General features: G+C 44.7%; 23 protein-coding genes. 15 read left to right on the forward strand and 8 right to left on the reverse strand.

Annotated features, from left to right (window positions below):
* Positions 1-147: 147 nt before the first annotated feature.
* From leuS to aat, 3 genes are all read right to left on the reverse strand, one after another.
* Positions 148-2,706 carry a leucine--tRNA ligase gene (gene leuS, locus Q5691_RS14555; RefSeq protein WP_333345366.1) on the reverse strand — a complete coding sequence of 853 codons (2,559 nt, stop codon included), beginning with the start codon at positions 2,704-2,706 and terminating at the stop codon, positions 148-150.
* Between the two features lie 250 nt (positions 2,707-2,956).
* Positions 2,957-3,700, reverse strand: a complete 744-nt coding sequence (locus tag Q5691_RS14560; RefSeq protein ID WP_333345368.1) for a Uma2 family endonuclease — start codon at positions 3,698-3,700, stop codon at positions 2,957-2,959.
* Positions 3,701-3,800: 100 nt separating this feature from the next.
* On the reverse strand, positions 3,801-4,397 hold the full coding sequence (aat, locus tag Q5691_RS14565; protein ID WP_445242358.1) for a leucyl/phenylalanyl-tRNA--protein transferase: 597 nt from the start codon (positions 4,395-4,397) through the stop codon (positions 3,801-3,803).
* Positions 4,398-4,443: 46 nt separating this feature from the next.
* Between aat and Q5691_RS14570 the strand changes: the two genes are divergently transcribed.
* Positions 4,444-4,773 (forward strand): hypothetical protein, encoded by a 330-nt coding sequence (locus Q5691_RS14570; protein ID WP_190740107.1) that lies wholly within the window; start codon positions 4,444-4,446, stop codon positions 4,771-4,773.
* A gap of 171 nt (positions 4,774-4,944) precedes the next feature.
* Here the strand turns inward: Q5691_RS14570 and rpsN are convergent, their stop codons facing one another.
* The 4 genes from rpsN to Q5691_RS14590 form a co-directional block, all read right to left on the reverse strand.
* A complete protein-coding gene (rpsN, locus tag Q5691_RS14575) occupies positions 4,945-5,247 on the reverse strand; it encodes a 30S ribosomal protein S14 (RefSeq protein ID WP_006633844.1) in 303 nt (100 codons plus the stop codon).
* Between the two features lie 260 nt (positions 5,248-5,507).
* Positions 5,508-6,170 carry an endonuclease III gene (gene nth, locus Q5691_RS14580; RefSeq protein ID WP_333212280.1) on the reverse strand — a complete coding sequence of 221 codons (663 nt, stop codon included), beginning with the start codon at positions 6,168-6,170 and terminating at the stop codon, positions 5,508-5,510.
* Between the two features lie 283 nt (positions 6,171-6,453).
* Complete coding sequence (rseP, locus tag Q5691_RS14585; protein ID WP_333345370.1) at positions 6,454-7,548, reverse strand: RIP metalloprotease RseP; 1,095 nt, start codon at positions 7,546-7,548, stop codon at positions 6,454-6,456.
* A gap of 35 nt (positions 7,549-7,583) precedes the next feature.
* Positions 7,584-7,745: a hypothetical protein gene (locus Q5691_RS14590; RefSeq protein WP_333096380.1), complete on the reverse strand. Its 162-nt coding sequence runs from the start codon at positions 7,743-7,745 to the stop codon at positions 7,584-7,586.
* A 57-nt stretch (positions 7,746-7,802) separates the two neighbouring features.
* On the opposite strand from Q5691_RS14590, the gene Q5691_RS14595 reads away from it, so the two are divergent.
* The 5 genes from Q5691_RS14595 (at position 7,803) to Q5691_RS14615 (ending at position 14,779) form a co-directional block, all read left to right on the forward strand.
* The gene (locus tag Q5691_RS14595; RefSeq protein WP_333345372.1) at positions 7,803-8,480 is read left to right on the forward strand and encodes an ATP-dependent Zn protease; all 678 of its coding nucleotides are present in this window, start codon (positions 7,803-7,805) and stop codon (positions 8,478-8,480) included.
* A 108-nt stretch (positions 8,481-8,588) separates the two neighbouring features.
* The gene (locus Q5691_RS14600) at positions 8,589-9,140 is read left to right on the forward strand and encodes a hypothetical protein (protein ID WP_333310054.1); all 552 of its coding nucleotides are present in this window, start codon (positions 8,589-8,591) and stop codon (positions 9,138-9,140) included.
* A gap of 62 nt (positions 9,141-9,202) precedes the next feature.
* Positions 9,203-9,760 carry a Uma2 family endonuclease gene (locus Q5691_RS14605; protein WP_333212286.1) on the forward strand — a complete coding sequence of 186 codons (558 nt, stop codon included), beginning with the start codon at positions 9,203-9,205 and terminating at the stop codon, positions 9,758-9,760.
* 189 nt (positions 9,761-9,949) lie between these two features.
* Positions 9,950-11,380, forward strand: coding sequence for an MFS transporter (locus Q5691_RS14610; protein ID WP_333310057.1), 1,431 nt, complete (start codon positions 9,950-9,952; stop codon positions 11,378-11,380).
* Between the two features lie 1,041 nt (positions 11,381-12,421).
* Positions 12,422-14,779, forward strand: coding sequence for a polysaccharide biosynthesis tyrosine autokinase (locus tag Q5691_RS14615; protein ID WP_333310060.1), 2,358 nt, complete (start codon positions 12,422-12,424; stop codon positions 14,777-14,779).
* 230 nt (positions 14,780-15,009) lie between these two features.
* On the opposite strand, the gene Q5691_RS14620 is transcribed toward Q5691_RS14615, so the two are convergent.
* Positions 15,010-17,469: a CBS domain-containing protein gene (locus Q5691_RS14620; RefSeq protein WP_333211335.1), complete on the reverse strand. Its 2,460-nt coding sequence runs from the start codon at positions 17,467-17,469 to the stop codon at positions 15,010-15,012.
* A gap of 267 nt (positions 17,470-17,736) precedes the next feature.
* Between Q5691_RS14620 and Q5691_RS14625 the strand changes: the two genes are divergently transcribed.
* The 9 genes from Q5691_RS14625 to Q5691_RS14665 all read left to right on the forward strand — a co-directional run bounded on the left by Q5691_RS14625 (position 17,737) and on the right by Q5691_RS14665 (position 24,763).
* A complete protein-coding gene (locus Q5691_RS14625; protein ID WP_333211333.1) occupies positions 17,737-18,411 on the forward strand; it encodes a HEAT repeat domain-containing protein in 675 nt (224 codons plus the stop codon).
* Between the two features lie 177 nt (positions 18,412-18,588).
* On the forward strand, positions 18,589-18,843 hold the full coding sequence (locus Q5691_RS14630) for a hypothetical protein (protein ID WP_333211331.1): 255 nt from the start codon (positions 18,589-18,591) through the stop codon (positions 18,841-18,843).
* Between the two features lie 97 nt (positions 18,844-18,940).
* Complete coding sequence (locus Q5691_RS14635) at positions 18,941-19,300, forward strand: metalloregulator ArsR/SmtB family transcription factor (RefSeq protein WP_333211329.1); 360 nt, start codon at positions 18,941-18,943, stop codon at positions 19,298-19,300.
* A 116-nt stretch (positions 19,301-19,416) separates the two neighbouring features.
* A complete protein-coding gene (locus Q5691_RS14640) occupies positions 19,417-20,445 on the forward strand; it encodes a PstS family phosphate ABC transporter substrate-binding protein (protein ID WP_333345374.1) in 1,029 nt (342 codons plus the stop codon).
* Positions 20,446-20,482: 37 nt separating this feature from the next.
* Entirely contained in the window at positions 20,483-21,634 is a 1,152-nt protein-coding gene (arsB, locus tag Q5691_RS14645; RefSeq protein WP_333345376.1) for an ACR3 family arsenite efflux transporter, read from the forward strand.
* A gap of 6 nt (positions 21,635-21,640) precedes the next feature.
* Entirely contained in the window at positions 21,641-22,297 is a 657-nt protein-coding gene (gene arsH, locus Q5691_RS14650) for an arsenical resistance protein ArsH (RefSeq protein WP_333211323.1), read from the forward strand.
* Between the two features lie 29 nt (positions 22,298-22,326).
* A complete protein-coding gene (arsC, locus tag Q5691_RS14655) occupies positions 22,327-22,722 on the forward strand; it encodes an arsenate reductase, glutathione/glutaredoxin type (RefSeq protein WP_006633827.1) in 396 nt (131 codons plus the stop codon).
* A gap of 230 nt (positions 22,723-22,952) precedes the next feature.
* Positions 22,953-23,939, forward strand: a complete 987-nt coding sequence (arsS, locus tag Q5691_RS14660; protein ID WP_333211321.1) for an arsenosugar biosynthesis radical SAM (seleno)protein ArsS — start codon at positions 22,953-22,955, stop codon at positions 23,937-23,939.
* A 98-nt stretch (positions 23,940-24,037) separates the two neighbouring features.
* Positions 24,038-24,763: a TVP38/TMEM64 family protein gene (locus Q5691_RS14665; RefSeq protein ID WP_333310074.1), complete on the forward strand. Its 726-nt coding sequence runs from the start codon at positions 24,038-24,040 to the stop codon at positions 24,761-24,763.
* Positions 24,764-24,992: the final 229 nt, after the last annotated feature.

Raw genomic sequence — 24,992 nt, forward strand, 5'->3', positions numbered from 1 at the left:
TTTTTGAGCAACAGCTTGCCTTCTGCTAAAAGGCTGCTACTTTTAGCTGCACTGATTTTTTAGTCTAAACTACAGTTTTTGGACTGGCTAATTTTTAAATGCAAGTATTAAAAACCCGGTTTATTAAAGAAACCGGGTTTCTCATCTTTATCCAGCTACCACGAAATTCACCAACTTTCCAGGCACCACAATTACCTTTTTAATCTCCTTACCTTCCAGGTGGCGCTTGGCCAATTCCGACTCGCGAGCAAACTTTTCCAACGCAGCTTTATCAGCACCAGAAGGCACTTGAATTGTGCCGCGAGTCTTGCCCATAACTTGAATTACCAGCGTAATTTCATCGGTAATTAATGCAGATGGATCGACACTCGGCCAAGTTTGCGTATGCACCGATTCACTGTTACCAGTATTATGCCACAATTCATCAGCAATATGCGGCGCAAAAGGCGCTAACAAGCGAATCAAAGTGTTAATTCCTTCTGCATAAATTGGCGAATCTTTACATTTAGCATCATTCAAAGCATTGCTGAGTTTCATCATTTCAGAAACAGCAGTATTGAACTGATAATCACCCTCCAAATCTTCGCTCACTTCCTTAATGGCAGTGTGAATTGCCCGCCGCAAATCCTTCTCAGGTTTACTTAACACCTCTTTCTCCCCCCCTTGGCAAGGGGGGGCTGGGGGGGGTGAACCAAACTCTGTAACCACGCGCCAAACGCGATTTAAAAAGCGAAATTGCCCTTCCACATCGGCGTCGTCCCACTCCAAATCCTTCTCTGGCGGCGCTTTGAATAAAATAAACATCCGCGCCGTATCTACCCCATATTTGCTCATAACTTCCAAGGGGTCAACGCCATTGTATTTTGATTTAGACATCTTCTCGTAGAAGACTTCCAAAGCTTCGCCAGTTTGAGGATCTTTGGGATTTGCGGGGTCTATATCTACTGGGGGAACGTATTTGCCAGTAACGGGGTTTTTGTATGCCATTGCTTGCACCATGCCTTGAGTTAACAGGCGTTTAAATGGTTCGTCACAATTGATCAAACCCCGATCGCGCAAAACCTTGGTAAAGAACCGCGAATACAGTAAGTGCAAGATGGCGTGTTCGATGCCACCCACATATTGGTCTACAGGCATCCAATCATTTGTCTTCGTACTGTCGAAGACTTGCTCTTGATTTTGAGCATCGGGATAGCGCAAGAAATACCACGAAGAATCTATAAAAGTATCCATCGTATCTGTTTCTCGCTTCGCCGAAGTGCCGCAACTCGGACAAGGAACATTTACCCATTCTTCTATTTTGGCCAAGGGCGAACCTTTGCCCGTAAATTGTACATTCTCCGGCAACAAAACGGGCAAATCCGATGCGGGGACGGGGACTGTTCCGCAGGTGGGACAGTGAATTACGGGAATCGGAGCGCCCCAATAACGCTGTCTAGAAATTAACCAATCTCTCAAGCGGTATTGGATTCGGGCTTTGCCATAACCTGCATTTTCGGCATGGTGAATAATCGCTGCTTTGCCTTTAATTGAATCCATGCCGTTGAAGCTTTCGGAATTAATCATAATTCCTGGTTCTGTGTAAGCTTCGGTCAGCGGAACTTCATCATCATCTACAATTACTACTTTAATTGGCAGTTGATATTGATTGGCAAATTTGAAATCTCGCGTGTCGTGGGCGGGTACTCCCATAACTGCGCCGGTGCCGTATTCGTACAGCACATAATCGGCAATCCAAATGGGAATTTCTTCGCCGCTGAAAGGATTGATTGCTTTGCCGCCTGTGGGGATGCCGCGCTTTGGTTTGTCTTCGGCTGTGCGATCGATCTCGCTTTGGGCGGCGACTTCTTTGATGAAGGTTTCTACGGCGACTTTTCTGTCTGCGGTTGTCACGCGCTGAGTTAGTGGATGTTCCGGCGCTAAAACCAGGTAACTGACGCCGTAAACTGTATCGGGACGTGTGGTGAAAACGGCGATTTTTTCATCCATGCCGACAATCGGAAATTCTAAGTAAGCACCGACTGATTTGCCGATCCAGTTGGCTTGCATTAATTTGACTCTTTCTGGCCAATCTGGCAATTTGTCTAAGTCGTTTAATAACTGTTCGGCATAATCGGTAATTTTGAGGAACCACTGCCGCAATAATTTGCGCTCGACTTTGGCACCGGAACGCCAGGAACGACCTTCGTTATCTACTTGTTCGTTTGCTAAGACTGTTTGATCTATTGGGTCCCAATTAACTGCCGCTTCTTTTTGATATGCTAATCCTGCTTCTAAAAATTGCAAGAAAATCCATTGAGTCCACCGATAATAATCGGGAGAACAAGTTGTAACTTCTTTTGTCCAATCAAAGGAAATACCCAAACGTTGAAATAAGCCTTTCATTTGGGCGATGTTTTGATAAGTCCATTGTGCAGGAGGAATTCCTCGCTCAATGGCAGCATTTTCTGCGGGTAAACCAAAAGCGTCCCACCCCATCGGATTCAATACCCGATAGCCTTGCATTCGCTTGAGTCTGGCAATTACATCAATGATTGTGTAGTTGCGGACGTGTCCCATGTGCAGGTTTCCCGACGGGTAGGGGAACATGGATAAGGCATAAAATTTAGGCTTTTGGGTATCTTCTGGCATATGGTCTAAGTTTTGCTCAGCCCATGTCTGCTGCCATTTTTCTTCTATGGATTGGGGGTTATATCTGGAATCCACAACAATTGCTCCGTGTAGGATTTACTAATGTTTGCTTCAGTATTTTTACACATTCAAGGGGCCTCGATTCGGATTTTTCTGAGCTCCAAGGATTTTGGCTCCAATCTATGTATTATATATTGTAGTATATGTAATTTTAACTGGGGGGCGATCGACCAAATATCCCCGTTCGCCCTGAAAAAAGTAAATAACTGCAATCCCCAGAAACCCGATTTCTTTGACAAACCGGGTTTATTCTCCTGGTTCGAGCTTAGATGCTATCTGGATCGATGTTCAATTCGCGCAGTTTGGCGGCTAAACGTTCGGCTTTTTGAGCTTCTTGTTCGGCACGCTGCGAGGATTCTTCTGCGCGCAGAAATTGTCTTTCTGCACGCAGAAATTCTTGTTCGGCGCGCAGAAATTCTTGTTCCGCACGCCGTCGCTCTAATTCTCGCTGTTCATCTAATTCGGAATAGGAAAGAAACTTTTGTCCATCAGGTCGATAAATTTCTAACCCTTCCGATTCTAACTCAAACCGCACTCCCAATCTTGGACTTATCCAGCCCTCCATCGGTTCAATCACTTCTAACATTCCTTCAATTCTCTGCCAACCTGTTAACTCATTTTGTGCGGGATCATAAAGGTAATACTCCTCGACTCCGTAGCGATTGTAAAATGAAAATTTTTTGTTCATTTTTATTTGGCTGTCGCTGAAAGAGCGAATCTCAAACACGACTTGAGGAGGAATATTATCTTCACGAAATTGTAGATAAGAACGCCGATCGCCCTTTGGCCTCCCAAATACCACCATTACATCGGGCGCTTGAGAAATATCTGTTCTACCTTCAACCGGATACCACAGTAAATCGGCTGCTATAAATACGTTTGGGTCATCTTTCAACAGCGACTCGCAACCTTCTTTGATTGTGACAATTAATTTGTATTGAATTGTGCTATCTGCCATCGGTTGACCGTCGCTGTATGGATAAATAATTTCTTCGGTTGTGACTTGCATTGTGGTTGTCTCCGAGGAGTATCTCAGCTTAATTATACTATTGTTTGAAACCGCTATCAGCGCCGGAAATGGCACTGCTACTTTCCTACTAACAGAATATTTAAAATAGCGAGCAGCGGCGCTTCAAAGCTGCTTGTAAAAGAGTGTTGTACAGTTTTTCCTTAACAGTATAAGCTCCGAATCTTTCCAAGTGCGGATTGTTCATTTGAGCGTCGAAAAGTAGATAAGATCGATCGCGCAGTCTCTCCACTAACTTCACCATCGCCACCTTAGAACCCTCGGGAATTCGGTAAAACATCGACTCCCCAATAAACGCACCGCCGATCGACAATCCTAAAATACCGCCCGCCAATTCGTCCCCGCACCAAGTCTCGAAGCTGTAAGCCCAACCGGCCTCATACAAACCCCAGTAAATCTTCTTGAGCTCCTTAGAAATCCAAGTCGTTTCGCGATCGGCACAACCCTCAACCACCGCCCCAAAATCGCGGTTCACAGCCACCGAAAATCGATTTTGATTGATTTGGCGACGCAGGGATTTCGGATAGGTAAATCTTTCATCCAGGGGAATCAGCGCCCGCTGCCGACTCGAATACCACCCCAAACTTTCCTCGCCGTCATTTGCCATCAAGAAGTAGCCTTGGGCATATCCTTGTATAATTGTCGGTATATCATATTGCATATATTTATCAGTTGTCATTTCTCAGTTAACTTTTCAAAGTCAACATTAGCAATTAGGAATAATCATGTCTGAAACCATTGAACCTATTACCTTACCGCCCGCCAAAAACCCCGAACAAGAAGGCCAATGGCTGCAACAAACGCTGCTGGCTTGGCTAGACTCCGAGTTTATCCCAGAAGCAGCCAACCAGCAAATAGCTAAAAGAGCTGCCCAAATCTATGTCCGCCAGCGCATGGAAGGCGAAAATGACGTGGGCAGCCTCGTAATTGCGATCGTCACCGAAATGCAGGCCTATGATTTTTCTAAAAGCTTCTACGGCGAATTTGCGATCGCCAACGCCGTCAGCGACTTGTTACTCGAAAGTCTCGGCATCGATAAATGCTGCGGCCAGTGAAGCAAGAAGGAGGAAAATATAACTCATAAGTCTGAAACAAAAATCAACCCCAAACCTAATCCTGCCGATTAATTGTGAGTTTTTTTCTTCCTTCTTCCTTCTTCCTGACATCCGTTACATCCGTTACATCCGTCGAGCGAATCCGTTGCCGAACTTCCTTCTTCCTTCGTGCTACCAGCTAGACTTCACAACACCGGGCAAAAGACCTTCGTGAGCCATTTCTCGCATCATGTTGCGAGACAGTCCGAAGTCACGATAGTAACCTCTGGGCCGTCCAGTTGCCCAGCAGCGGTTCCGCAAGCGAGTCCGCGAACTGCTGCGGGGTAGCTGTTGTAGTTGGCGGTGAATCGCCATTTTGTCCATCTGATTGTTAGCTTGGTCAAACTGGTCTTTCAGGTCTTCCCGCTTGTCGGCGTACTTGTCTACGAGTCTTTGGCGCTTTTTCTCGCGCTCGACCATGCTCTTCTTAGCCATAATCTGTTGATATCCTTAGATTAATCACAATCTACTATTGTACTATATTTTGGTGATTTCAGATCGCTTTTATTTGAATTATTTCTTTTGTTAACAAGATTTTTAGCAACAGGCAAGATGCCTGTTCCACAATAACTCAACATTTTTGTGGAACAGGCATCTTGCCTGTACTTAACATTGGTGCAACACCAAACTATTAGCAAAAGGGTACAAATCTGGAATAACTCAACATTTTTGTGGAACAGGCATCTTGCCTGTACTTAACCTTGGTGCAACACCAAAATATTAGCAGAAGGACACAAATCTGCAAGTTCGCAAATATTGCAAGCCGGATTTCTCGCATTACAAACTGCCCTGCCGTGATAAACCAACCGAATCGACCAATTTTCCCAATCCGGCTGCGGCAACAATATCATCAAATCCCGCTCGATTCTTATAGGATCGGTATGTTCGGTCAATCCCAACCGCTGAGTCAAACGTTTGACGTGAGTGTCTACGGTCACGCCCATATTAATACCAAAAGCGTGGGCGAGAACGACATTAGCCGTTTTGCGGGCAACTCCGGGCAATTCTAACAGCAGTTCCATCCGCTGCGGCACTTGATTGTTAAATTTATTGACGATCGCCTGACAAGCACCTTTAATATTTTTAGACTTATTCCGGTAGAAACCCGTCGATCGCACCAGACGTTCCAATTCTTCTAAATCAGCATTTCCCAAAGCTACCGCATCGGGAAAACGCTCAAACAAAGCCGGCGTTACCAAATTTACTCGATCGTCCGTACACTGAGCAGAGAGAATCGTCGCCACCAGTAACTGCACGGGAGTTTCGTAGTTGAGAGTGCAAGGAGCTTCGGGATAGAGGCGTTTGAGGCGAATCAGAATTTCGAGCGATCGTTGTTTTAAACTTAACTTTTTAGTCATTAGTCATTAGTCATTAGTCATTAGTCATTAGTCATTAGTCATTAGTCATTTGTTATTTGTTATTTGTTATTTGTTTTTAAATGGTTCCCAGGCACGACCGGGGAACCCATAACCAGAGGCTCTGCCTCGCTTGCGTAGGAAAAAAAGAGAGGGAAAAATAGGAAAATAGGAAAACGGAAAAGTAGACATAAATCTTCCTTCTTCCTTCTTCCTGAAATCCGTTACATCCGTTACATCCGTTACAGAATCCGTTGCCGAACTTCCTTCTTCCTTCCTTCATTTACTATTGCATGAAATTTCGCAAATCAAACCCAGCCAAATTAGCAGTATCGCGAATAATCAAGAAAACTCCCAAACCCAGCAACAACACCAAACCAGTCTGCATGACATTTTCCTGAATGCGGTTCGGCAGAGGCTTGCCCCGCAGTCCTTCTATTAACAGAAAAGCTAGCTGGCCACCATCTAAAGCAGGTAAAGGCAAGATATTAATCACAGCCAAATTGACGCTAATTAGCACAGCATACTGAAACAAACTCGCAGCATCCGATTTGGCAATCCCTGCACCAATCGCCACAATCGCCACAGGCCCGGACAACTTGTCGGCAGTCTGGCTGAAATTGCTAAGTAACTGCCCGAAACCTTGAACCGTCAGCACCACAATCCGCTCAAATTCTTTGGCGGCCTTGCTAAACGCCTCTACAAATCCGGCCCTCTGCCGCACCACAGTGCCGTTAGAAGTTAGCTGTACGCCAATGCGACCTTTGCCGTCGGGCGACTCTTCAGGAGTTACTGTCACCAAAAATTTTTGTTCTTGGCGCTGAATTTCCAACGCTAGGGGTTGGTTGGGATGATCTTGGATTGCTGTGACCAATAATTTGATTGCTTCGCGGGAAGCGCCCAATTCCTTGCCGTCAACAGACAGAACAACGTCGCCCGATCGAATTCCGGCTTGTTTCGCCGCCGAACTGACTTCTGCGGCGACTTCCGGGACTTTAACTCCCGGTAGGTAGTTCATTTCTGCAGCGCCGACAGTGCTCAATTGCACCACCAGCAGAAAATAAGCAAAAATTAAGTTGGCAATTACCCCTGCACTAATGACGATCGCCCGATCGAGCACGGGGCGATTTTTGAGCAAATTCGGGTCATTTGGGGGAATTGTACTGTCTGGATCGTCATCCGGGAAACCCACGAAACCTCCCAGGGGAAAGGCGCGGAGGGCGTATTCAGTTTCCGGGCCTTGGTACTTCCAGAGGATGGGCCCGAAACCGATAGAGAAGCGGTTGACGTGGATGTGTTGAAGTCTCGCCGCCAAGAAGTGGCCGAGTTCGTGAACGACAATCAAGATACCTAAAACTGCGATCGCTGCCAAAACTGACATGAAGGATTCCACTAACACTTTTACTGGACTTTGATTTATTTTAATATCTTTTTAATATCGGTGGCTTCGGAGGGGCAATTTTCAGTCAAACTGGAAGGTGGTGTTTTTGTCGGAAGTCCCGGCTGCTGTGATCGACCCGACGCTGCCAAACCGATCGCGCGATCGTACCTGAGTTTACCTCTAAAACCCATTCCCATTACCAATTCCCTATTACAAATTACCCATTACCAATTCCCTGTTAGCCATTCGCCATTATGAAAGACACTTCTTTGAATATTATCGCTATTTCTATCTTTGCCATCACCGTTTCAATATTGTTGGGTCCCCTATTCAACTTGCCAGAAGCCGTACCTGCGATCGCCACGTTTTGCCTGTTGGGGCTAGCAACCCTTGACAGTTTCCAGTGGCAAGGTCAAGGCGGTACTATTTTATTAGATTGGCTGGGGGGAACTTCCAAACAAAAGCGCGATCGTATCCTTCACCACGAAGCCGGACACTTCCTAGTCGCGCACCTGTTGGGAATTCCCGTAACCAGCTACGCCCTCAACGCTTGGGAAGCATTTAAACAAGGTCAAACAGCCCAAGGCGGCGTCCGATTTGAAGACGAACAATTAGCATCTCAACTGCAAAACGGCACTCTTTCCTCCCAACTTTTAGACCAATACTGCACCGTGTGGATGGCCGGAATAGTCGCAGAAAAATTTGTTTACGGCAGCGCACAAGGAGGAGCAGAAGACCGCACAAAAATTAGCGCAATTTTAACACAACTGCGCCGTCCCATTTCCGAAATTCAACTAAAACAAAACTGGGGTTCGCTGCGAGCAAAAAACCTGATCGAAAGCCACAAATCAGCTTACGAAGCCCTAGTAGCAGCAATGAAAAAAAGAGCCACTGTTGCCGAATGCTGCGACATAATTCAGCAAAATTTATAGGAAAAAGATTACGGAATCTTGCCTAATAAACCCGGTTTCTATCTAGATTATAGATATTTTTTTGCATAAAAACCGAGTTTAACAGCGTATTATAGGGATTAAAAATTCATGTCAGAACCAAATATTTTCCCAACAACACTGCAAACAGCGAACCCAAATACAGAAAAATTGTTGTGGCTGTTCGGTTTTCGGATCGACCCCGGCACCGAAATACCAAATCTATATACTCTAATTGTCTATGGAGAACAAGAGCCGCCCTTAGTAGCCGGCGGTCAACTTGTATTTTTTACCCGTCCAGAACTAGCGATTAACGCTCTCCAATTGTGCAATATCGATGTCAGCGAACTGGGAAAGCCACCCACACAAATAGACGCTATTTGCGACATTGCAGAAACGCTATACTTGCTCGATGCCGAAGATTTTGACGAGTCAGCTACTATCCTCAACTGTTTGAACGCGCTTTTCGATTTAGTGAAAGCTACTTTAATACCGATGCCAACGGAATACAAGCGCATACTTTATGATTTTGCCGACCATTTGAATATTGAGGAAGAGTTTGCAAGTTTTTTAGATGCAGAAGATATTCAGCGATCGGAAATTGTCAATGCCATTTTGTGGTGTGTGGGAGCAATTACAGCTAAATCTAGAGTGCTGACCTAGCAATTTCAGAAAAACTAGAATGTTAATCGATAATAGATAATATCCCCAAAGGAAATTGTGCCATGACTGTAACAGATGTACGCTTGTGGACTGTAGAGGAATACCGCCGCATGACGGAAACTGGCATTCTCAATCCCGATGAACGAGTCGAATTAATTGACGGGCAAATTATTTCAATAAGTGCAAAAAATCCTCCCCACGCAGCAACTAATCTCTGTGCAGCCGACTATCTCAGAAATCTGCTGGCAGGACTTGCTTTAATTCGCATCCAAGACCCGGTTACTCTAAGTTATAATTCAGAACCAGAACCGGATATTGCTGTAGTGCAAATCGACCCTCGGCTTTACCAAGATTTTCATCCCGCACCCGACAATATTTTCTTATTAATAGAAATAGCTGACACGACTTTAGAAACAGACCGCAGGCGGAAAACACCGGCTTATGCTAAGGCGGGAATTACTGATTATTGGATACTGGATGTTAATACGCGGCAAGTTTATGTTTTTCGCGAACCGGGCGAGGCAAACTACGGACAAGAAACAGTATTTAATGAAGATGATGTTTTGTCAATGCTGGCTTTTCCAGAAATAGAAGTTCAGATTTCGCAACTGTTTCCTTAAGTAGCGGCAGGTTTTACCAAAAATAATTGCTTCAGACAAATAATCTGGTAAACCCGCCCCCACTAACCTATCAATATAAATTTTCAGGCTCGTCCCGATCGCTACAAAAAACTTAGTATTAAGGCGTAGCATGAGCTATACTCCTACTGGAAAGACTATGACAGCCAAAAAATCCCAAAATCAAAGTTTATGAGCAACACTTCCCCGCCTCAACCAGCCGCCAACAATCCTGCAAGACAAAAACTCAGTTTATCAACAAAATTAGCTTACGGTGCCGGCGACCTCGGCCCGGCAATTACCGCTAATGTTTTGGCATTTTACCTCCTAGTTTTCTTTACCAATGTCGCTGGTTTACCTGCTGGCTTAGCCAGTAATATTTTAGTAGTTGGCAAGGTTTGGGATGCCATAAATGACCCGATTGTGGGGGTTTTGAGCGATCGCACTTCTCATCCTTGGGGCCGCCGATATCCTTGGATAATATATGGTGGCATTCCCTTCGGCATATTCTTCTTATTGCAGTGGATTGTACCTAGCACGGATCACACAGTGTTATTTTGGTACTATGTTGCGATCAGCATTTTGTTCAACACCGCCTACACGGCTGTCAATCTTCCCTACACTGCCCTCACTCCAGAACTTACTCAAGACTACAACGAACGCACTAGCCTTAATAGTTTTCGATTTGCTTTCTCCATTGGCGGCAGCATCTTTTCATTAATCTTAGCTCTAATTATCTTTCGTGTATTTGAAAAGGACCCGAATCAACAATATTTAGTATTAGGTTCAATCTGTGCAGTTATCTCTGTCTTGCCTTTGTACTGGTGCGTTTTGGGAACTCGCAAGCACGTCGCAGCCCAACTATTAGAAAACGCAGATCTAGATAATTCTACATCCTTGCCACTGAAAGAACAGTTGCAGATTGCATTTAGCAATCGCCCTTTTTTGTACGTCATTGGAATTTATCTTTTTTCTTGGCTGGGAGTGCAATTAACTGCTACTATTATTCCCTACTTTGTTGTTAACTGGATGCAACAGCCACAGTATGTTTTTAGCTTGGTTGCGATCGCAGTTCAAGGCACTGCATTAATCATGCTATTTGTTTGGAGTAAAGTCAGCGAGAGATACGGCAAAAAAGCCGTATATTTTATGGGCATGAGTTTGTGGATTATTGCCCAAGCTGGACTGTTTTTCCTGCAACCAGGACAAGTATTGCAAATGTACGTATTAGCAGTCATGGCAGGTGTCGGAGTTTCCACGGCTTATCTCATACCTTGGTCGATGATACCGGATGTGATCGAACTCGACGAACTGCAAACAGGAGAAAGACGCGAAGGCGTTTTCTATTCGTTTATGGTACTGCTGCAAAAAATCGGATTGGCAGGGGGTTTGTGGTTGGTAGGCCAAGCATTAGAAGGAGCTGGATTTTTATCTACAGTTCCGGGACAGCCTGCACCCGTACAGCCAGAGTCTGCACTGTTTGCGATTCGAGTTGCGATCGGGCCGCTGCCGACAATTGCTTTAATTGCTGGCATGATTCTTACCTATTTTTATCCTATAACCCGCGAAGTTCATGCAGAAATATTGTTGAAACTGCGAGAAAGAAAAGCACAAAATCAGTAAGCGCTAATAAGGAGTTGTTGGTAATTAGTCAAATCAAAAAACAACAACTACCGATAGCTAATCTGATCAAGATCAATAGCAATCCTCCCACCCTGTGCGAACTCTTTTTTTTCTTTAACAATGTGTCATCTTCTTATGGCATTGGTTAATTTCCCAAAAAGCCCGTTGCGCGTTTACCGAAAGGATTGCTATAGCTTGCTCGGAGGGCGAATAAAAGCGATAGTTTTAGTAATAGCCCCGGAACCCAGAAACCTAGCTTTTTTAGGAAAATACATAAACCGCGCCGCGCCCTCCGCCCCGGTAGAAAAACCCCGAAGGCTGGAGTTGTTCGAGATGTCGATCGAGCTTGAGAACACAACTTATTAAATTTTATGTCTGTCGCGCACTATAGAGATGAGGTGGTGATATAATTACCACGGTTAACTAAGTATATACACTTAATAAGTCATCCAACTCCTCAAAAAGTTTATAATTAAAAGAAGAAACAGATTTTTCTCGGAAATTGATTGGATTAGTTGCCGTTCCAAAAAATCTGCTGACTGTGGCTAATTATATCGACATGGGAAATGCAAAATCTTTTAGCCGATCAGTTAGCGCATAAGTTAATAAGTGCTTCTGCCGTTGACTCTGAACCGAAAAATGACATAGAGGACAAATCAATACCAGCGCAAGCAGCGGCTGAGGTGTTACGGTCAATTGTAAAAGTTTGGTAAAGTTATGGAACCCCCTGTCGGGAAGCTGAGCGACACCTGAAAAAGTTTGCTTCGTCGCCCGGAAACCCGAAATACAAGCACAACGCAGCAGAGCCAAATGCAGTCTGATATAACTCTCCAGCAGTTGTAAAAGAACTTTTACTGCCGACCTAGCATAGGGATTTAGTTATTTTTGTATACTATGTGAAAGTAGTGAGAACTATTAGAAGGAAGTGGGCTCAACCAACCAATAATTTCGTGTGATATCCTTAAGCCAATGCTCAAAGTATCAACCCGAAGGCTCGCAGAAGAAAGCTGATTTTACCCACAAAATATCCAAGAGGTCAACATGGAAAGAGAACAGGACGCTCATATCGTACCCATTAGCAACCAGAGCCGACAGGTGCAGCAATTTTCCGTTGACGAGGGAGAAGATTTAAGCGCGCAGCCTCAGAAAGGATTGAATGTAAAGCCGTTGTTGAGGACTTTTCAGCGACAAGCCCTAATCATTATTGGGATTATAAGTCTAGTTGGCGCTGGAGCTGTTTATCAGATCAAGGGAGGCAAGAAAACATATCAAGGCGATTTTCGGATGCTAGTGGAACCCGTGACAACGGAGGCCAGAATTGCTGATCCCTCTGCCCTAGCCAATCGCGGCGAGGGGGGGGCGGTGCCTAATCGAGATTTTTTTAGTTTGGACTACGCAACTCAACTTGAAATTCTCAAGAGTCCTCAGATGCTGTCGGCTATTGTTAAACAAGTCCAAAAACGATATCCAAAAGTTACCGAAAAAATTCTTGAAAAAGAATTAATCGTTTTGCGGATAGGAGAAGATGAGAGGACGCTGACTAAAATTTTGGAAGTTCGCTTCATGGAGAATGATACTAATTTAGTTGAGTTCGTTTTACAAGAAACTAAAAAGAAATATTTAAAGTACAGTCTTGATGAACGCAAGACTCGCATTGGTGAAGGTGTAAAATTTATTGAAGACCAGCTTCCGGGACTCAATAAGCGCGTAAACAGCCTGAAATCGGAGTTACAGGTGATACAGGAGAAGCAAAAGATTACCAATCCTCAAGAACAAGGCGCGCAATTAATCCAGCAAGTTCGTACCGTAGAAACTTTAGAGTTAGAAACTCAAAGGCTACTGCAAGAACAGAAAACGCTGTACGCTAACTTGCAAAAACAATTAGATTTTACACCAAATGAAGCTATTGCCGCTTCAGCTTTAAGCGAAGAGCCTCAATATAAAGAGTTGCTGACCAAGGTTAAGGAAGTAGAAGGTCAGATTGCTGTAGAAACAGCTCGTTTTAAATCTGCTAACCCTATAGTGGAAGCTTTAGAGCGCAAGCGGGCAAATTTAGTAGCTTTGCTCAACCAGCAAACTGATCGAATTTTGGGGCAAAATTTAGTCGGCACCCAAGCTAATTCTAAAGTTCAAAATTTTCAAAATTCTATTCGCATAGGCTTGATTAAACAATTGGTTGATACTGCTAACCAAGTTGAAGTCTTAGAAGCTCGCCTTCAGGCAATCACTCAAACTAAAAACAATTTAAACAGGCAAGCAACAGAATTCCCCACCATAGCCCGCCGCTACAACGAACTGCAACAGCAATTAGAAGTAGCCGCCCGCACCCGCGATCAACTTTTAAGCCAGCGGGAAACTCTGCGCGTCCAAGCAGCTCAAAGCCAAGTACCTTGGGAAATAATTTCTGAACCACGGATACCGCGAGATGAGAAGGGCAACCTGATACCAGTTCCATCGAAAGCTAAAAATAAATTAATGATGGCAGTTATTGGAGCGCTAGTTTTGGGTCTGGGAGCTGCTATCCTCATTGAAAAGTTCCGCAATATTTTCTACTGTGCTGATGACGTTAAAGATGCGGTTGATGCGCCTTTATTGGGAGCAATTCCTCTGGACAAAAATGCTAGAAAATTGCCGCCTTCTATTGCTAATGCCTATGCTTATATTGAAGGAAAAGAGGGTAATAAGAAAATTGCTGCGGAATTTATAGAAGCTTTTGACTCTCTTTATACTAATATCCGCTTTCTTTCTTCAAATCGAACGATTAGCTCTGTGGCAATTGGTTCGGCTACAGTTGGCGAAGGCAAATCTACCGTTGCTTTAAACTTAGCTCACGTGGCAGCGCTGGCGGGTCAGCGAGTGCTGTTAGTAGACGCTAATTTGCATTCCCCCAGCCTGCACTTGCTGTTGGAACTGCCTAATGTCAAGGGATTGAGCAACTTGCTCGACCATAAAAACGAACCCAATGAAATTATCCAACGATCGCATCTAGCAGATAATCTTTTTGTATTAACTGCAGGTCTCCCGAATCCTGGTACTGCCAGACGGCTGGCATCATCTCAGATGCAGTATTTAATGGAAGAACTTCAGGCAAAATTTGACTTAGTTATCTACGATACGCCGCCGCTCGTTGACAGTAAAGATACGAATTTTTTAGCGGCGCGCACCGATGGCATACTGATGGTTGTAGCAATTCAGCAGGTTCCCTTTTCTGTAGTCAAAAAAGTTTTCAGTCAATTAGAAAATTTTGGCATACCATGCTTGGGCACAGTTGCGAATCATGCCCCTAAACGCAAGAAGTATCCAGCATCGAGATCATCAGTTGTTGAAGATAAAAATGAATATTTGAATTTGACGCCAGCACCGTCTCGTATTCAAAAACTAGCTCCTAAAAAAGAGTGACACCCAACAAAGATGACCCCAAAAAAAAGGATACAAGCCTCCGATAGTAGTCATGGAACTCCCAAAATCTTAGACTCTTGTTCAATCTCCCAGATTTGTCTGTGGAGTAAATCGAAAATCTAAAATCGTTGGACTGAGCGCGACTTGACGCTCGCGCTCGCCGAACCTCTTAGGCCGAAGTCTAAAATCTAAAATCTAAAATCTAAAATCTAAAATTGACTCAGGGCGGACTAATTTCCATCTGGGTTGGTAGGAAATGTGACGATAAAATTAGTCCAGCCATTGCTGCTTTCAACCTCAATTTTTCCCTGCAACTGTTCCACAAGTTTTTGAACCAAAGCTAAACCCAAACCTGTACCTCCTTGTTTCCAAGGATCGGCGTTGGGAACTCGATAAAATTTCTCAAAAATTCGAGGCAATTCCTCTATGGAGATGGACGATTGATTGCGGAGTGTAAATTGGATTTCTGAAGCCATAGCACTTGCTTGTCGCGAATTTTTCCTTTGTCCTCTTTGTTCACCGTCTCCGTTTTTGCACTCGACTTTCAGAGAAATTTCGCCGTCATTGGCAGTATATTTGCAGGCATTGTTGAGGAGCTCGGCTAAAATTCGTCCCAAACTAGCGCGGTTGGAACTGATCGTGGGGAGGTGACGAGCGCACTCTACTCGCAAATCCTGGTGGCGGTCGTGGGCCCGGGTGTAAAACGGGTCGATAATAGTAGGCAGCCAGACTTCTAAGTTTACTGGTTCGAGGTCGATCGGACAAGTTGCGGCTTCGAGCCGCTGCAAATCTAGCAAAGCATTAATCAAATCTGTTTCTCTAGTACATTCTGTTTCTAAAATTCCTAGATAAATCTGGCGTCGCTCTGGTGTGGGAGAAATTCTCAGCATATGAATAGCCATTTTTATATTAGCTAAAGGCGTCCGCAGTTCGTGAGAAACGGTGCTGAGGAATTCATCTTTGAGGACGTTTAAATGCTGGAGTTCGTGAACTTTTTGCTGTAATTCGGCGGTGCGTTCTTGGACTTGGCGTTCGAGGTCGGTGTTGAGATTTTGGACTTGCTGATAGAGTTGGGCTTGCTGAATGGCGATCGCGATTTGAGTTGCCAGTTGCAGCAGCAAATCCACTTCCGAAGGTTGCCACTGACGCGATTGGGAACACTGATGAACACACATCATTCCCCACAAATTGCCGTCTTGCAAAATTGGTACAATCAAATAAGCTTTGATTTGCGCTTGCTGGAACCGCGCATATTTTTCGGCGTTCAAACAGGCTTGGTCGAGGTCTGGAACCGCATAAATTTCCTGTTCGATCACGGAAGCAGATTCTTGCCAAATATTATCCGGCATGATTTCTCCCAAGATTGAAGGCCAATTTTCGGCAACGGATTCTGCCACTACAATGCCGTAATTGCTGGACTCTAAATGCAGGATTGCTACTCGGTCAGCTTGCAAAACTTGGCGGACTTCATCGACGCTGGCGTGGAGAATTTCTTCGAGGTTTAAGGATTGATGAATCCGCAAGGAAATGTGAGTTAACAGCCGATCGCGCTGCAATTGTTCGTGGAGTTTTGCAGTCCGTTCCCGCACCTGCTGTTCCAGTTTGGCGTTGCGGCTTTGCAATAGTTCCACTTTTTCGGCTTGCAATTGATAAACCGACTGCTGCAACTGTTTGACAACTCGGTACATTTCCGTGGGGTCGAGGACTCTGAGCAAGCTGGTCTGAGTAATAATTCCCAACAGTTCTCCGCGCCCCCCGCACACGACCAACCGCTGCACTTGTTGCTGCTCCATTTCTTTGTGCGCCGTCCATAGGGAATCGGAAGGTTGAAGAAATTGCAGGGGAGTTCTCATGACTTTTTGAGCTGGGGTTTGCTCGAAATTTAGTTCGAGAAACTGTGCCTGCACAAGGTCATATTCGGTAATAATTCCCAGGGGTTGGTGAAAGGAATAGTGAAAAATGGAGGTATAGTCATCTTTGGGCTTCTCCATTGTTAATTCTTTGTTTTTTGTAATCACTACACAACTGACTTGATGCTCTGACATCAGTTCGGTTATGCTCAGCAGTGAGGCGGTGTGGGGCGCTGTAATTGGCGTAGTCATTAATTCTGCTACCCGCCGCAATTTAAGAATGTTTGAAGGCTGCAATACTTGGCGAATTCTTTCCCGTGTCAGCACTCCTACCAAGTGGCGAAATTGATTGACGATCGGCAAATAGCGAATCTTGTGCTGGCGAAATAAGGATAAAGCGGTAAACACGTCTTGGTCATCGGATTCTGTGAGGGATACCGACACCGGGGACATCACTTCGGAAATTGGTATTTTGTGCAGGGCTACTTTGTGCTGGCTGTCTATTTTGCCAGAAGCTATCAGCCTCACTAGGTCGGCGGGTGTTAATATGCCGATTAACAGCCCGCGGCTGGGGTTTTCGGATAAGTTGCCTGTGGTAATAGTCTGCTGGTTCTGCACGACGAAAACGCACCGGGCCCGCATCTTTTCCGGCGCCGATGTTTCGGTTATCGCCCCCCGGTCTGAGGGTACAGGTGTTTTGACTAGGGGACAACTGTTTTGCAACTGGCTCATCAGGGCGATCGCCACTGCTAAGGAAGTTTCTGGCCCGGCAGTGAGGGGGTAGCGATCGATCGCTTGTTCTAAGGCTGAGGAGTAAAAGGGCGGGTGGTAGAACGGCATAGTTGATCAGGTTGTCAGAGGGCGGCTAACTATCGGGCAAAGCCTTAGGGAACGGCAGAAACACCTCGCCTGTGCTTGGGATTTAAATAATAAACTTTCTCATTGATTATTTCCAGGCAATCTGAGCTTTAGATTAATCGTCTCACTAATCCGCAATCTTACTCATCTCAAATACGCAGGGCGGTTTTTACTGCCTGCTTTTCCCCTGAGACTCCCCTATAATCAAAATAACCCGAATGTAAAGTTTTACTACAAGATTTATCCATAATGACAACTTTAAGCTTAGAGCAAATTGCAGCCAAGTTAGAAAGCGAAAATTCCGCCGATCGAATGGTGGCTTTGGCCAACTTGCGGAATGTGCCTGCTGCAGAGGCGGTGCCTTTGATTAAAAAGGTGTTGAACGACGAAAGTTTGCAGGTGCGATCGATGGCTGTGTTTGCTCTTGGGGTAAAACCGACAGCAGAGTGCTATCCCATTCTAGTCAAATTGCTAGAAACAGACCCGGATTACGGCATTCGCGCTGACGCTGCGGGTGCTTTGGGCTATTTGGAAGATATCAGAGCTTTTGATTCTTTGGTGCGGGCTTTTTACGAAGATACTGAATGGCTGGTGCGCTTCAGTGCTGCTGTTTCTCTGGGAAATCTCAAAGATCCCCGAGCCCGCGATGTGCTGCTAAAAGCTCTCGACAGCGAGCAAGTGGTGATCCAGCAGGCGGCAATTTCGGCTTTGGGGGAAATTAAAGATCTTGGGGCGATCGATCGCATCCTCAATTTTGCTCAGTCGGAAGATTGGCTGATTCGCCAGAGGCTGGCTGAAGCTTTGGGCAATTTGCCGAGTGTTAAGAGCGTTTCGGCTTTGAAATACTTAGAAAAAGATAGCAATTCTCAAGTATCTCAAGCTGCAAAAATTTCTCTCGATCGTTTATCAAAAGCAGAAATGTGACATAAAAGTTTTAGTATGTTAAAAAACCCGGTTTATTCAATAAACCGGGTTAATCAGTATGTTAGCAATCTTAATAAAATTTATAGACTATTCAGTAAAACCAGAATGTATTATTTAAGCTGCGAGGCTAAATCGCAAGTTAAAATAGTTGTCGATCTCCTTTAACCGAAACTAACCATGAATCAAGCGCCCAATCCCTTTAACTCAAATCCCTCCAATCCGCTAGACCCCTTGGAGCAAGAAGTTGACGAGCAAGGTGAAGCATTGCCAAGACAGTACCACCCAGCTACTAAAAAAACTCTGCAAAAAGTCTTTATCATCCTGATAGTTGTTGGGGCAATCGTTGGGGGAATTCTATCTATAGGGGTGATTTCGCTGATGCAGAAAGCCGGACTCACTGATGTGCCGGCGCGGGTACAGAATCCGAAGTAATCAACTCCGAAGAATCTGTCGATTCTGAATGCACTGATTTTCTAGGATGAAGCTTGAGAAACTATGATGTTTTGTATGGATGTTTTCTAAATAATTGATGCTTAAAAATTCTACGGCTGCGCCCGATCGCATTTCACACCGACAGATTTCTGAAAAACTTGTCTCCGCAGGCTTTCACGCTCTTTCTGACCCCCTGCGGATTCAGATTTTGGAGTTGCTGCGAGAACAGGAGTTGTGCGTGTGCGAATTGTGCGATCGACTTTCTGTCCCTCAGCCTAAACTCTCTTTTCACCTCAAAGCCTTGAAGGATGCAGCTTTAGTCCGCAGCCGCCAAGAAGGCCGCTGGATTTACTACAGCCTCAATTTAGCTCAGTTTATCGCCCTCGAACAGTACCTAGCCGAATACCGCCGCTTCAGCCAAATCCTGCCGGCTCGTCCTTGTTCTGACGCGGGTTAACCCATCAATATTTCTTAATGTGTTTATGGGCTATTTGTCTTCCCTCATACTTGACATATCAAATTTTATTGATATGATTCCAGTGTACCCCTTAGTTATGGCATTGGGTGAGGTCAATGAACCCAGCAGAAAAGCCCAAAGTTTTCGCACTAAGTATAATTGCTGTGACCATAGGTGCGATCGGGCTTCTCAACTCCTGCGGACAAGTCCAGTCGCCAGAATCGCAAAGCATTAAAATTGACGGTTCCAGCACTGTGTATCCAATTACGGATGCGATCGCGAAAGAATATCAAAATACCAATCCCAAAAAAGCATCAATTACTGTTGATTTTTCCGGTACAGGTGGAGGGTTTAGAAAGTTTTGTGCTGGCGAAACTGACATCAGCAACGCCTCGCGACCCATCAACCCAGGGGAAATGGAAGCCTGCAACAAAGCTGGCATCCGCTACTACGAATTACCTGTCGCATTTGACGCTCTCACAGTAGTAGTCAATCCCAAAAATAGCTGGGCAAAAGACATTACTGTAGCCGAACTAAAAAAACTTTGGGAACCCGCCGCCCAAGGAAAAATTACCCGCTGGAATCAGATCCGACCCAGTTGGCCAAACCAACCCATCACCCTCTATGGTGCAGGTCAAGATTCCGGTACATTTGACTACTTCACAGAAGCAACAGTAGGTACTGCGAAAGCTAGTCGTACCGACTACACAGACAGTGAAGATGATAATGTTTTAGTCCAGGGAGTTATCAAAGACCCAAATGCCTTGGGTTACTTTGGCTTAAGCTATTACGAAGTCAATCAAACTCAATTAAAAGCATTAGGAATAGACAATGGTAAAGGGCCTGTTCTACCCAGCATTGAAACTGTAGAAAAAGCTCAATATCAACCCCTCGCTCGACCTCTTTTTATCTACGTCAGTTACACCGCTGCCCAAAATAAACCAGAGGTGGGCGAATTTGTGCAATTCTACATGAAAAAAGCACCAACTTTAGTCCAGTCGATCGGTTACATTCCACTACCAAGCGAAGGCTATCAACTGATTTACAAGAATTTCTACAATGGCAAAGTTGGGACTTTTTTCGAGGGCCAAGCTAAGTTTGACTTAACCATTGGAGAGTTATTACGAAAAGAGGCTAAATTTTGATTTTTTCTCATAAATTTTCACTTACCAGTTAACTAAAATGAACCATCCTCAAGCGACTAACTCACCTGTCCAAGCAGGAAGCAAGCTCAGTTTTTTTGAAAGATACCTCACCCTTTGGGTATTCCTTTGCATTTTAGCCGGTATTATTCTCGGTAGATTATTCCCCAGCGTCGCCGTCACCCTTGATGCTCTCAGCTTTTATCAGGTGTCAATTCCTATTGCCATTTGTCTATTTTTTATGATGTATCCCATCATGGTAAAAATTGACTTTACCCAAGCGGCTCATGCAGCGCGAACGCCCAAACCAGTGCTCTTAACATTGGTCGTCAACTGGCTCATCAAACCATTTACAATGGTAGCATTTTCTCAGTTTTTCTTAGGTTGGCTATTTCGCCCCCTCATTATTGGCACCGAAATAATTCGTGGCAGTGAAGTCTCCATCGCTAGTTCCTACATTGCGGGTACAATATTATTAGGAATTGCCCCCTGTACGGCGATGGTTTTAATGTGGGGATATCTCTCCTACGGCAATCAAGGACATACCCTCGTTATGGTTGCTGTTAATTCCCTAGCCATGCTGTTTTTATATGCACCATTAGGCAGATGGCTGTTAGCAGCAAATGATTTAGTTGTTCCTTGGCAGACAATAGTATTGTCTGTATTCATTTATGTCGGTTTGCCCTTAGCCGCCGGAATGTATAGCCGTTTCTGGATTTTCAAACATAAAGGGCGAGAATGGTTTGAACGAGAGTTTATGCAATATCTGAGTCCAGTTGCTACGGCTGCCCTTTTGATTACGCTAATTCTTTTGTTTGCCTTCAAAGGAGAGTTGATTGTTAACAATCCTCTGCACATTCTTTTAATTGCTGTGCCTCTGTTTATCCAGACCAACTTCATTTTCCTGATTTCTTATGTAGCAGCTTTAAAACTCAACCTGTGCTACGAAGATTCAGCACCGGCCGCCCTGATTGGGGCCAGCAATCATTTTGAGGTAGCGATTGCTACGGCTGTGATGCTGTTTGGCTTAAACTCAGGTGCAGCCTTGGCTACAGTTGTCGGTGTTTTAATTGAGGTTCCAGTAATGTTAATGTTGGTAGAATTCTGTAAGCGAACAGCATTTTGGTTTCCCCGCAAACCAGAAACTGCCTCGCTGCGAGACCCTCGTTGTCTTCCCAATTCCAATTGCTAGAATCTCATGAACGAATTTACTCATAAACCCCGAATTCTCTTTTTATACGGCTCGTTAAGAGAGCGTTCTTACAGCCGCTTGTTGGCTGAAGAATCGGCTCGAATTATTGAGGGTTTCGGTGCAGAAGTTAGGTTTTTTAATCCTCTAGAATTGCCGATTTACGGCAGCGTTCCCGATACGCATCCGAAGGTTCAGGAATTGCGGGAATTGAGCCTGTGGTCGGAGGGTCAAGTGTGGTCTAGTCCAGAAATGCACGGTAATATTACTGGCATTATGAAAAACCAAATTGACTGGATTCCTTTAAATATTGGGGCCGTCAGACCAACTCAAGGTCGAACTTTGGCGGTGATGCAAGTCAGTGGCGGTTCGCAGTCTTTTAATGCGGTGAATACTTTGAGAATTTTGGGCCGCTGGATGCGGATGTTTACGATTCCGAATCAGTCTTCGGTTGCGAAAGCTTATCAGGAATTTAATGAAGATGGAACGATGAAGGATTCGCCTTATCGCGATCGCGCGATCGACGTAATGGAGGAACTGTACAAGTTTACCTTGCTGTTGCGCGAGCAAACCGACTATTTGACCGATCGCTACAGCGAACGCAAGGAACAAGCCGCTAAAGAGGCGATCGCCATCGCAAATCGCGCCCTTGAAACATCTAACTAACAACTAATAACTCACAACCAACAAAAACCATGAAAAAAGTAATGTTCGTTTGCAAAAGAAACTCCTGCAGATCGCAAATGGCAGAAGGATTCGCTAAAACCATCGGAGCCGGCAAGATTGGAGTCACCAGTTCCGGTTTAGAATCAAGCAGAGTTCATCCGACAGCAATTCAAGTCATGTCAGAAATCGGCATTGACATCACCGATCAAACATCCAACCCATTAAGCGAATTCAATGCAGAAGACTACGACGCCGTAATTTCTCTGTGCGGCTGCGGCGTGAATTTACCCGAAGCGTGGGTATTGCGAGAAGTGTTTGAAGATTGGCAACTCGACGATCCCGACGGACAACCCATCGAAACTTTTCACCGCGTTCGAGATGAAATTAAAGCACGAGTTGAAACATTAGTTGACTCTCTCAAGTAAGATTAAGTAGACGGGCGGGCAGGATGCCCACCCCACAAGAAAATTAACTTTTGTGGAACAGGCATCTTGCCTGTTCTTAAGAATGGTGCAAGATGTGAGTTTCAATTAACTTTGTTGCCAATCATTCAAATTAGTCGCTGTCGCATCCACATAATTAGTGCTAAATTATGAGAGGCGTTCCCCCGGAACGCCTCTACATTCGTTGCGAGCAGAGACCAAAAGGTTAGCACATGATTCAGACCGCAGTCACGCCTTTCAAAAACAAAATTCACTCAGCTTTAACTAAAAAGCAGATTACAGTTTTACAAATAAATCTCGGCAAACGCTGCAACCTCGCTTGCACTCACTGCCACGTAGAAGCTAGCCCAACACGAACAGAAGAACTTTCCCCGGAAATTTGCGACCAATTAATTGAAATCATTAGCCGCTTTCCTCAAATTCAAACTGTTGACCTGACCGGCGGTGCTCCCGAAATGCTTTACGGTTTTAAACCGCTAGCGGAAGCTGCCAGGGCTGCAGGTAAAGAGGTAATTGTTCGTTCTAATTTGACGATTTACTTTGAAAAAGGTTTTGAAGATATTCCCGCATATTGCGCGCAGCACCAACTCAGAATTGTGGCGTCCCTTCCCTGCTACCAAGCTGACAATGTGGACAAAATGCGTGGCAACGGTGTTTTTGACAGTTCGATTCTGGCGCTGCAAAAGCTAAATCAGTTGGGATACGGGAAACACCCAAATTTAACTCTGGATTTGGTGTACAATCCACAAGTGCCCGCAACAGATAAATTTTCGCTAACACCGGAACAAGGTCAGTTAGAGCAAGATTACAAGGTTTATTTAGCCGAACATTTTGGGATTTGTTTTAATCAATTGTTCGCGATTACTAATTTGCCGGTGGGACGGACTAAGTTTCATTTGGAACATAAGAAACTTCACAAGCCTTATCTGGGGTTTTTGGAGGATAATTTTAATCCCGGTACTCTGGAACATTTAATGTGCCGCAACGAATTGTCGATCGACTATTTGGGCAATGTCTACGACTGCGATTTTAACCAAATGGAAAATCTGCCAGCGAAAACTGGCAGCGGGGAAAAGATAACTGTTGCTAAATTGCTCGCATCTGGCAGTTTAGATGTGATTCAAGAGGTGCAAACTGCTGCTTATTGTTACGGCTGTACGGCAGGTTGCGGTTCTAGCTGCGGCGGTACTTTGATTTAATTTAAGGGAAAAGTTGCGCTTTATTACAGAGTATTGCAGGGCTAAAGCGCAACTGCCAAGCTTAGGGTGTATGCAATGTAGACAGGGGAGTTTAAGCAATGAATGATTCGCGATCGCCCGATGAAAATCCGCCGCCATCAAATAGGTGGAAGCTGATTTTAGGGATTGGTTTAGCTGTGGCTTTGATTGCAGCAACTCAGTTTTTCAACTTTCAAGGAATTCTGAAAAATGCGCTGGAGTCGATCGCGAGTCTCGGCCCTTGGGGCCCGGCAGCTTTTATTCTAATTTACATTGTCGCAACGGTTCTATTTATCCCCGGTTCTTTGCTGACTCTTGGTTCTGGCGTTTTGTTTGGAGTCGTTGGCGGTTCGGTTTGTGTTTCCATCGGATCGGTTTTAGGCGCAACTTGCGCTTTTTTGGTAGGGCGGTATTTAACTCGCGACTGGGTTTCCAAACAGATAGAGGGCAATCAAAAATTTAAGGCGATCGACTCCGCAGTTGCTTCTGAAGGATGGAAAATTGTGCTGCTGACGCGACTTTCTCCCATTTTTCCGTTTAATTTGCTGAACTATGCTTTTGGAGTCACGCAGGTATCTTTAAAAGACTATTTTTTGGCATCTTGGATCGGCATGATTCCCGGAACAGTCATGTATGTTTATATCGGTTCCCTGGCCGGGAGTTTGGCTGCACTCGGATCTAGCGGGCGATCGCGCACTGCTGCTGAGTGGACTCTTTACGGCATTGGTTTGCTAGCAACGATCGCCCTCACCGTTTATGCAACCCGCTTGGCTAAAAAAGCTTTAGACGAAAAAATTTCCCCTTGAAACCACAGCACAAATCAGTAAAATTGTCAAGAGAGTTTTGCTCATACATTATAATACATTGGTAATCTAAAAAACTCCGTATTTTCTCTGTGTTATTTACAATTATTTTGTTATACAAACGAGATAGATATTAAAGATATCGTAAAGCACAAACCTCAAATAGGTAAATCGAAGGTCGAAATATAAAATTGATGCCAAAATAGAAGGCGAGTGCCCAACCATAAGAAAA

Source organism: Microcoleus sp. w1-18aA5, from assembly GCF_036701705.1.
GTDB lineage: Bacteria > Cyanobacteriota > Cyanobacteriia > Cyanobacteriales > Microcoleaceae > Microcoleus.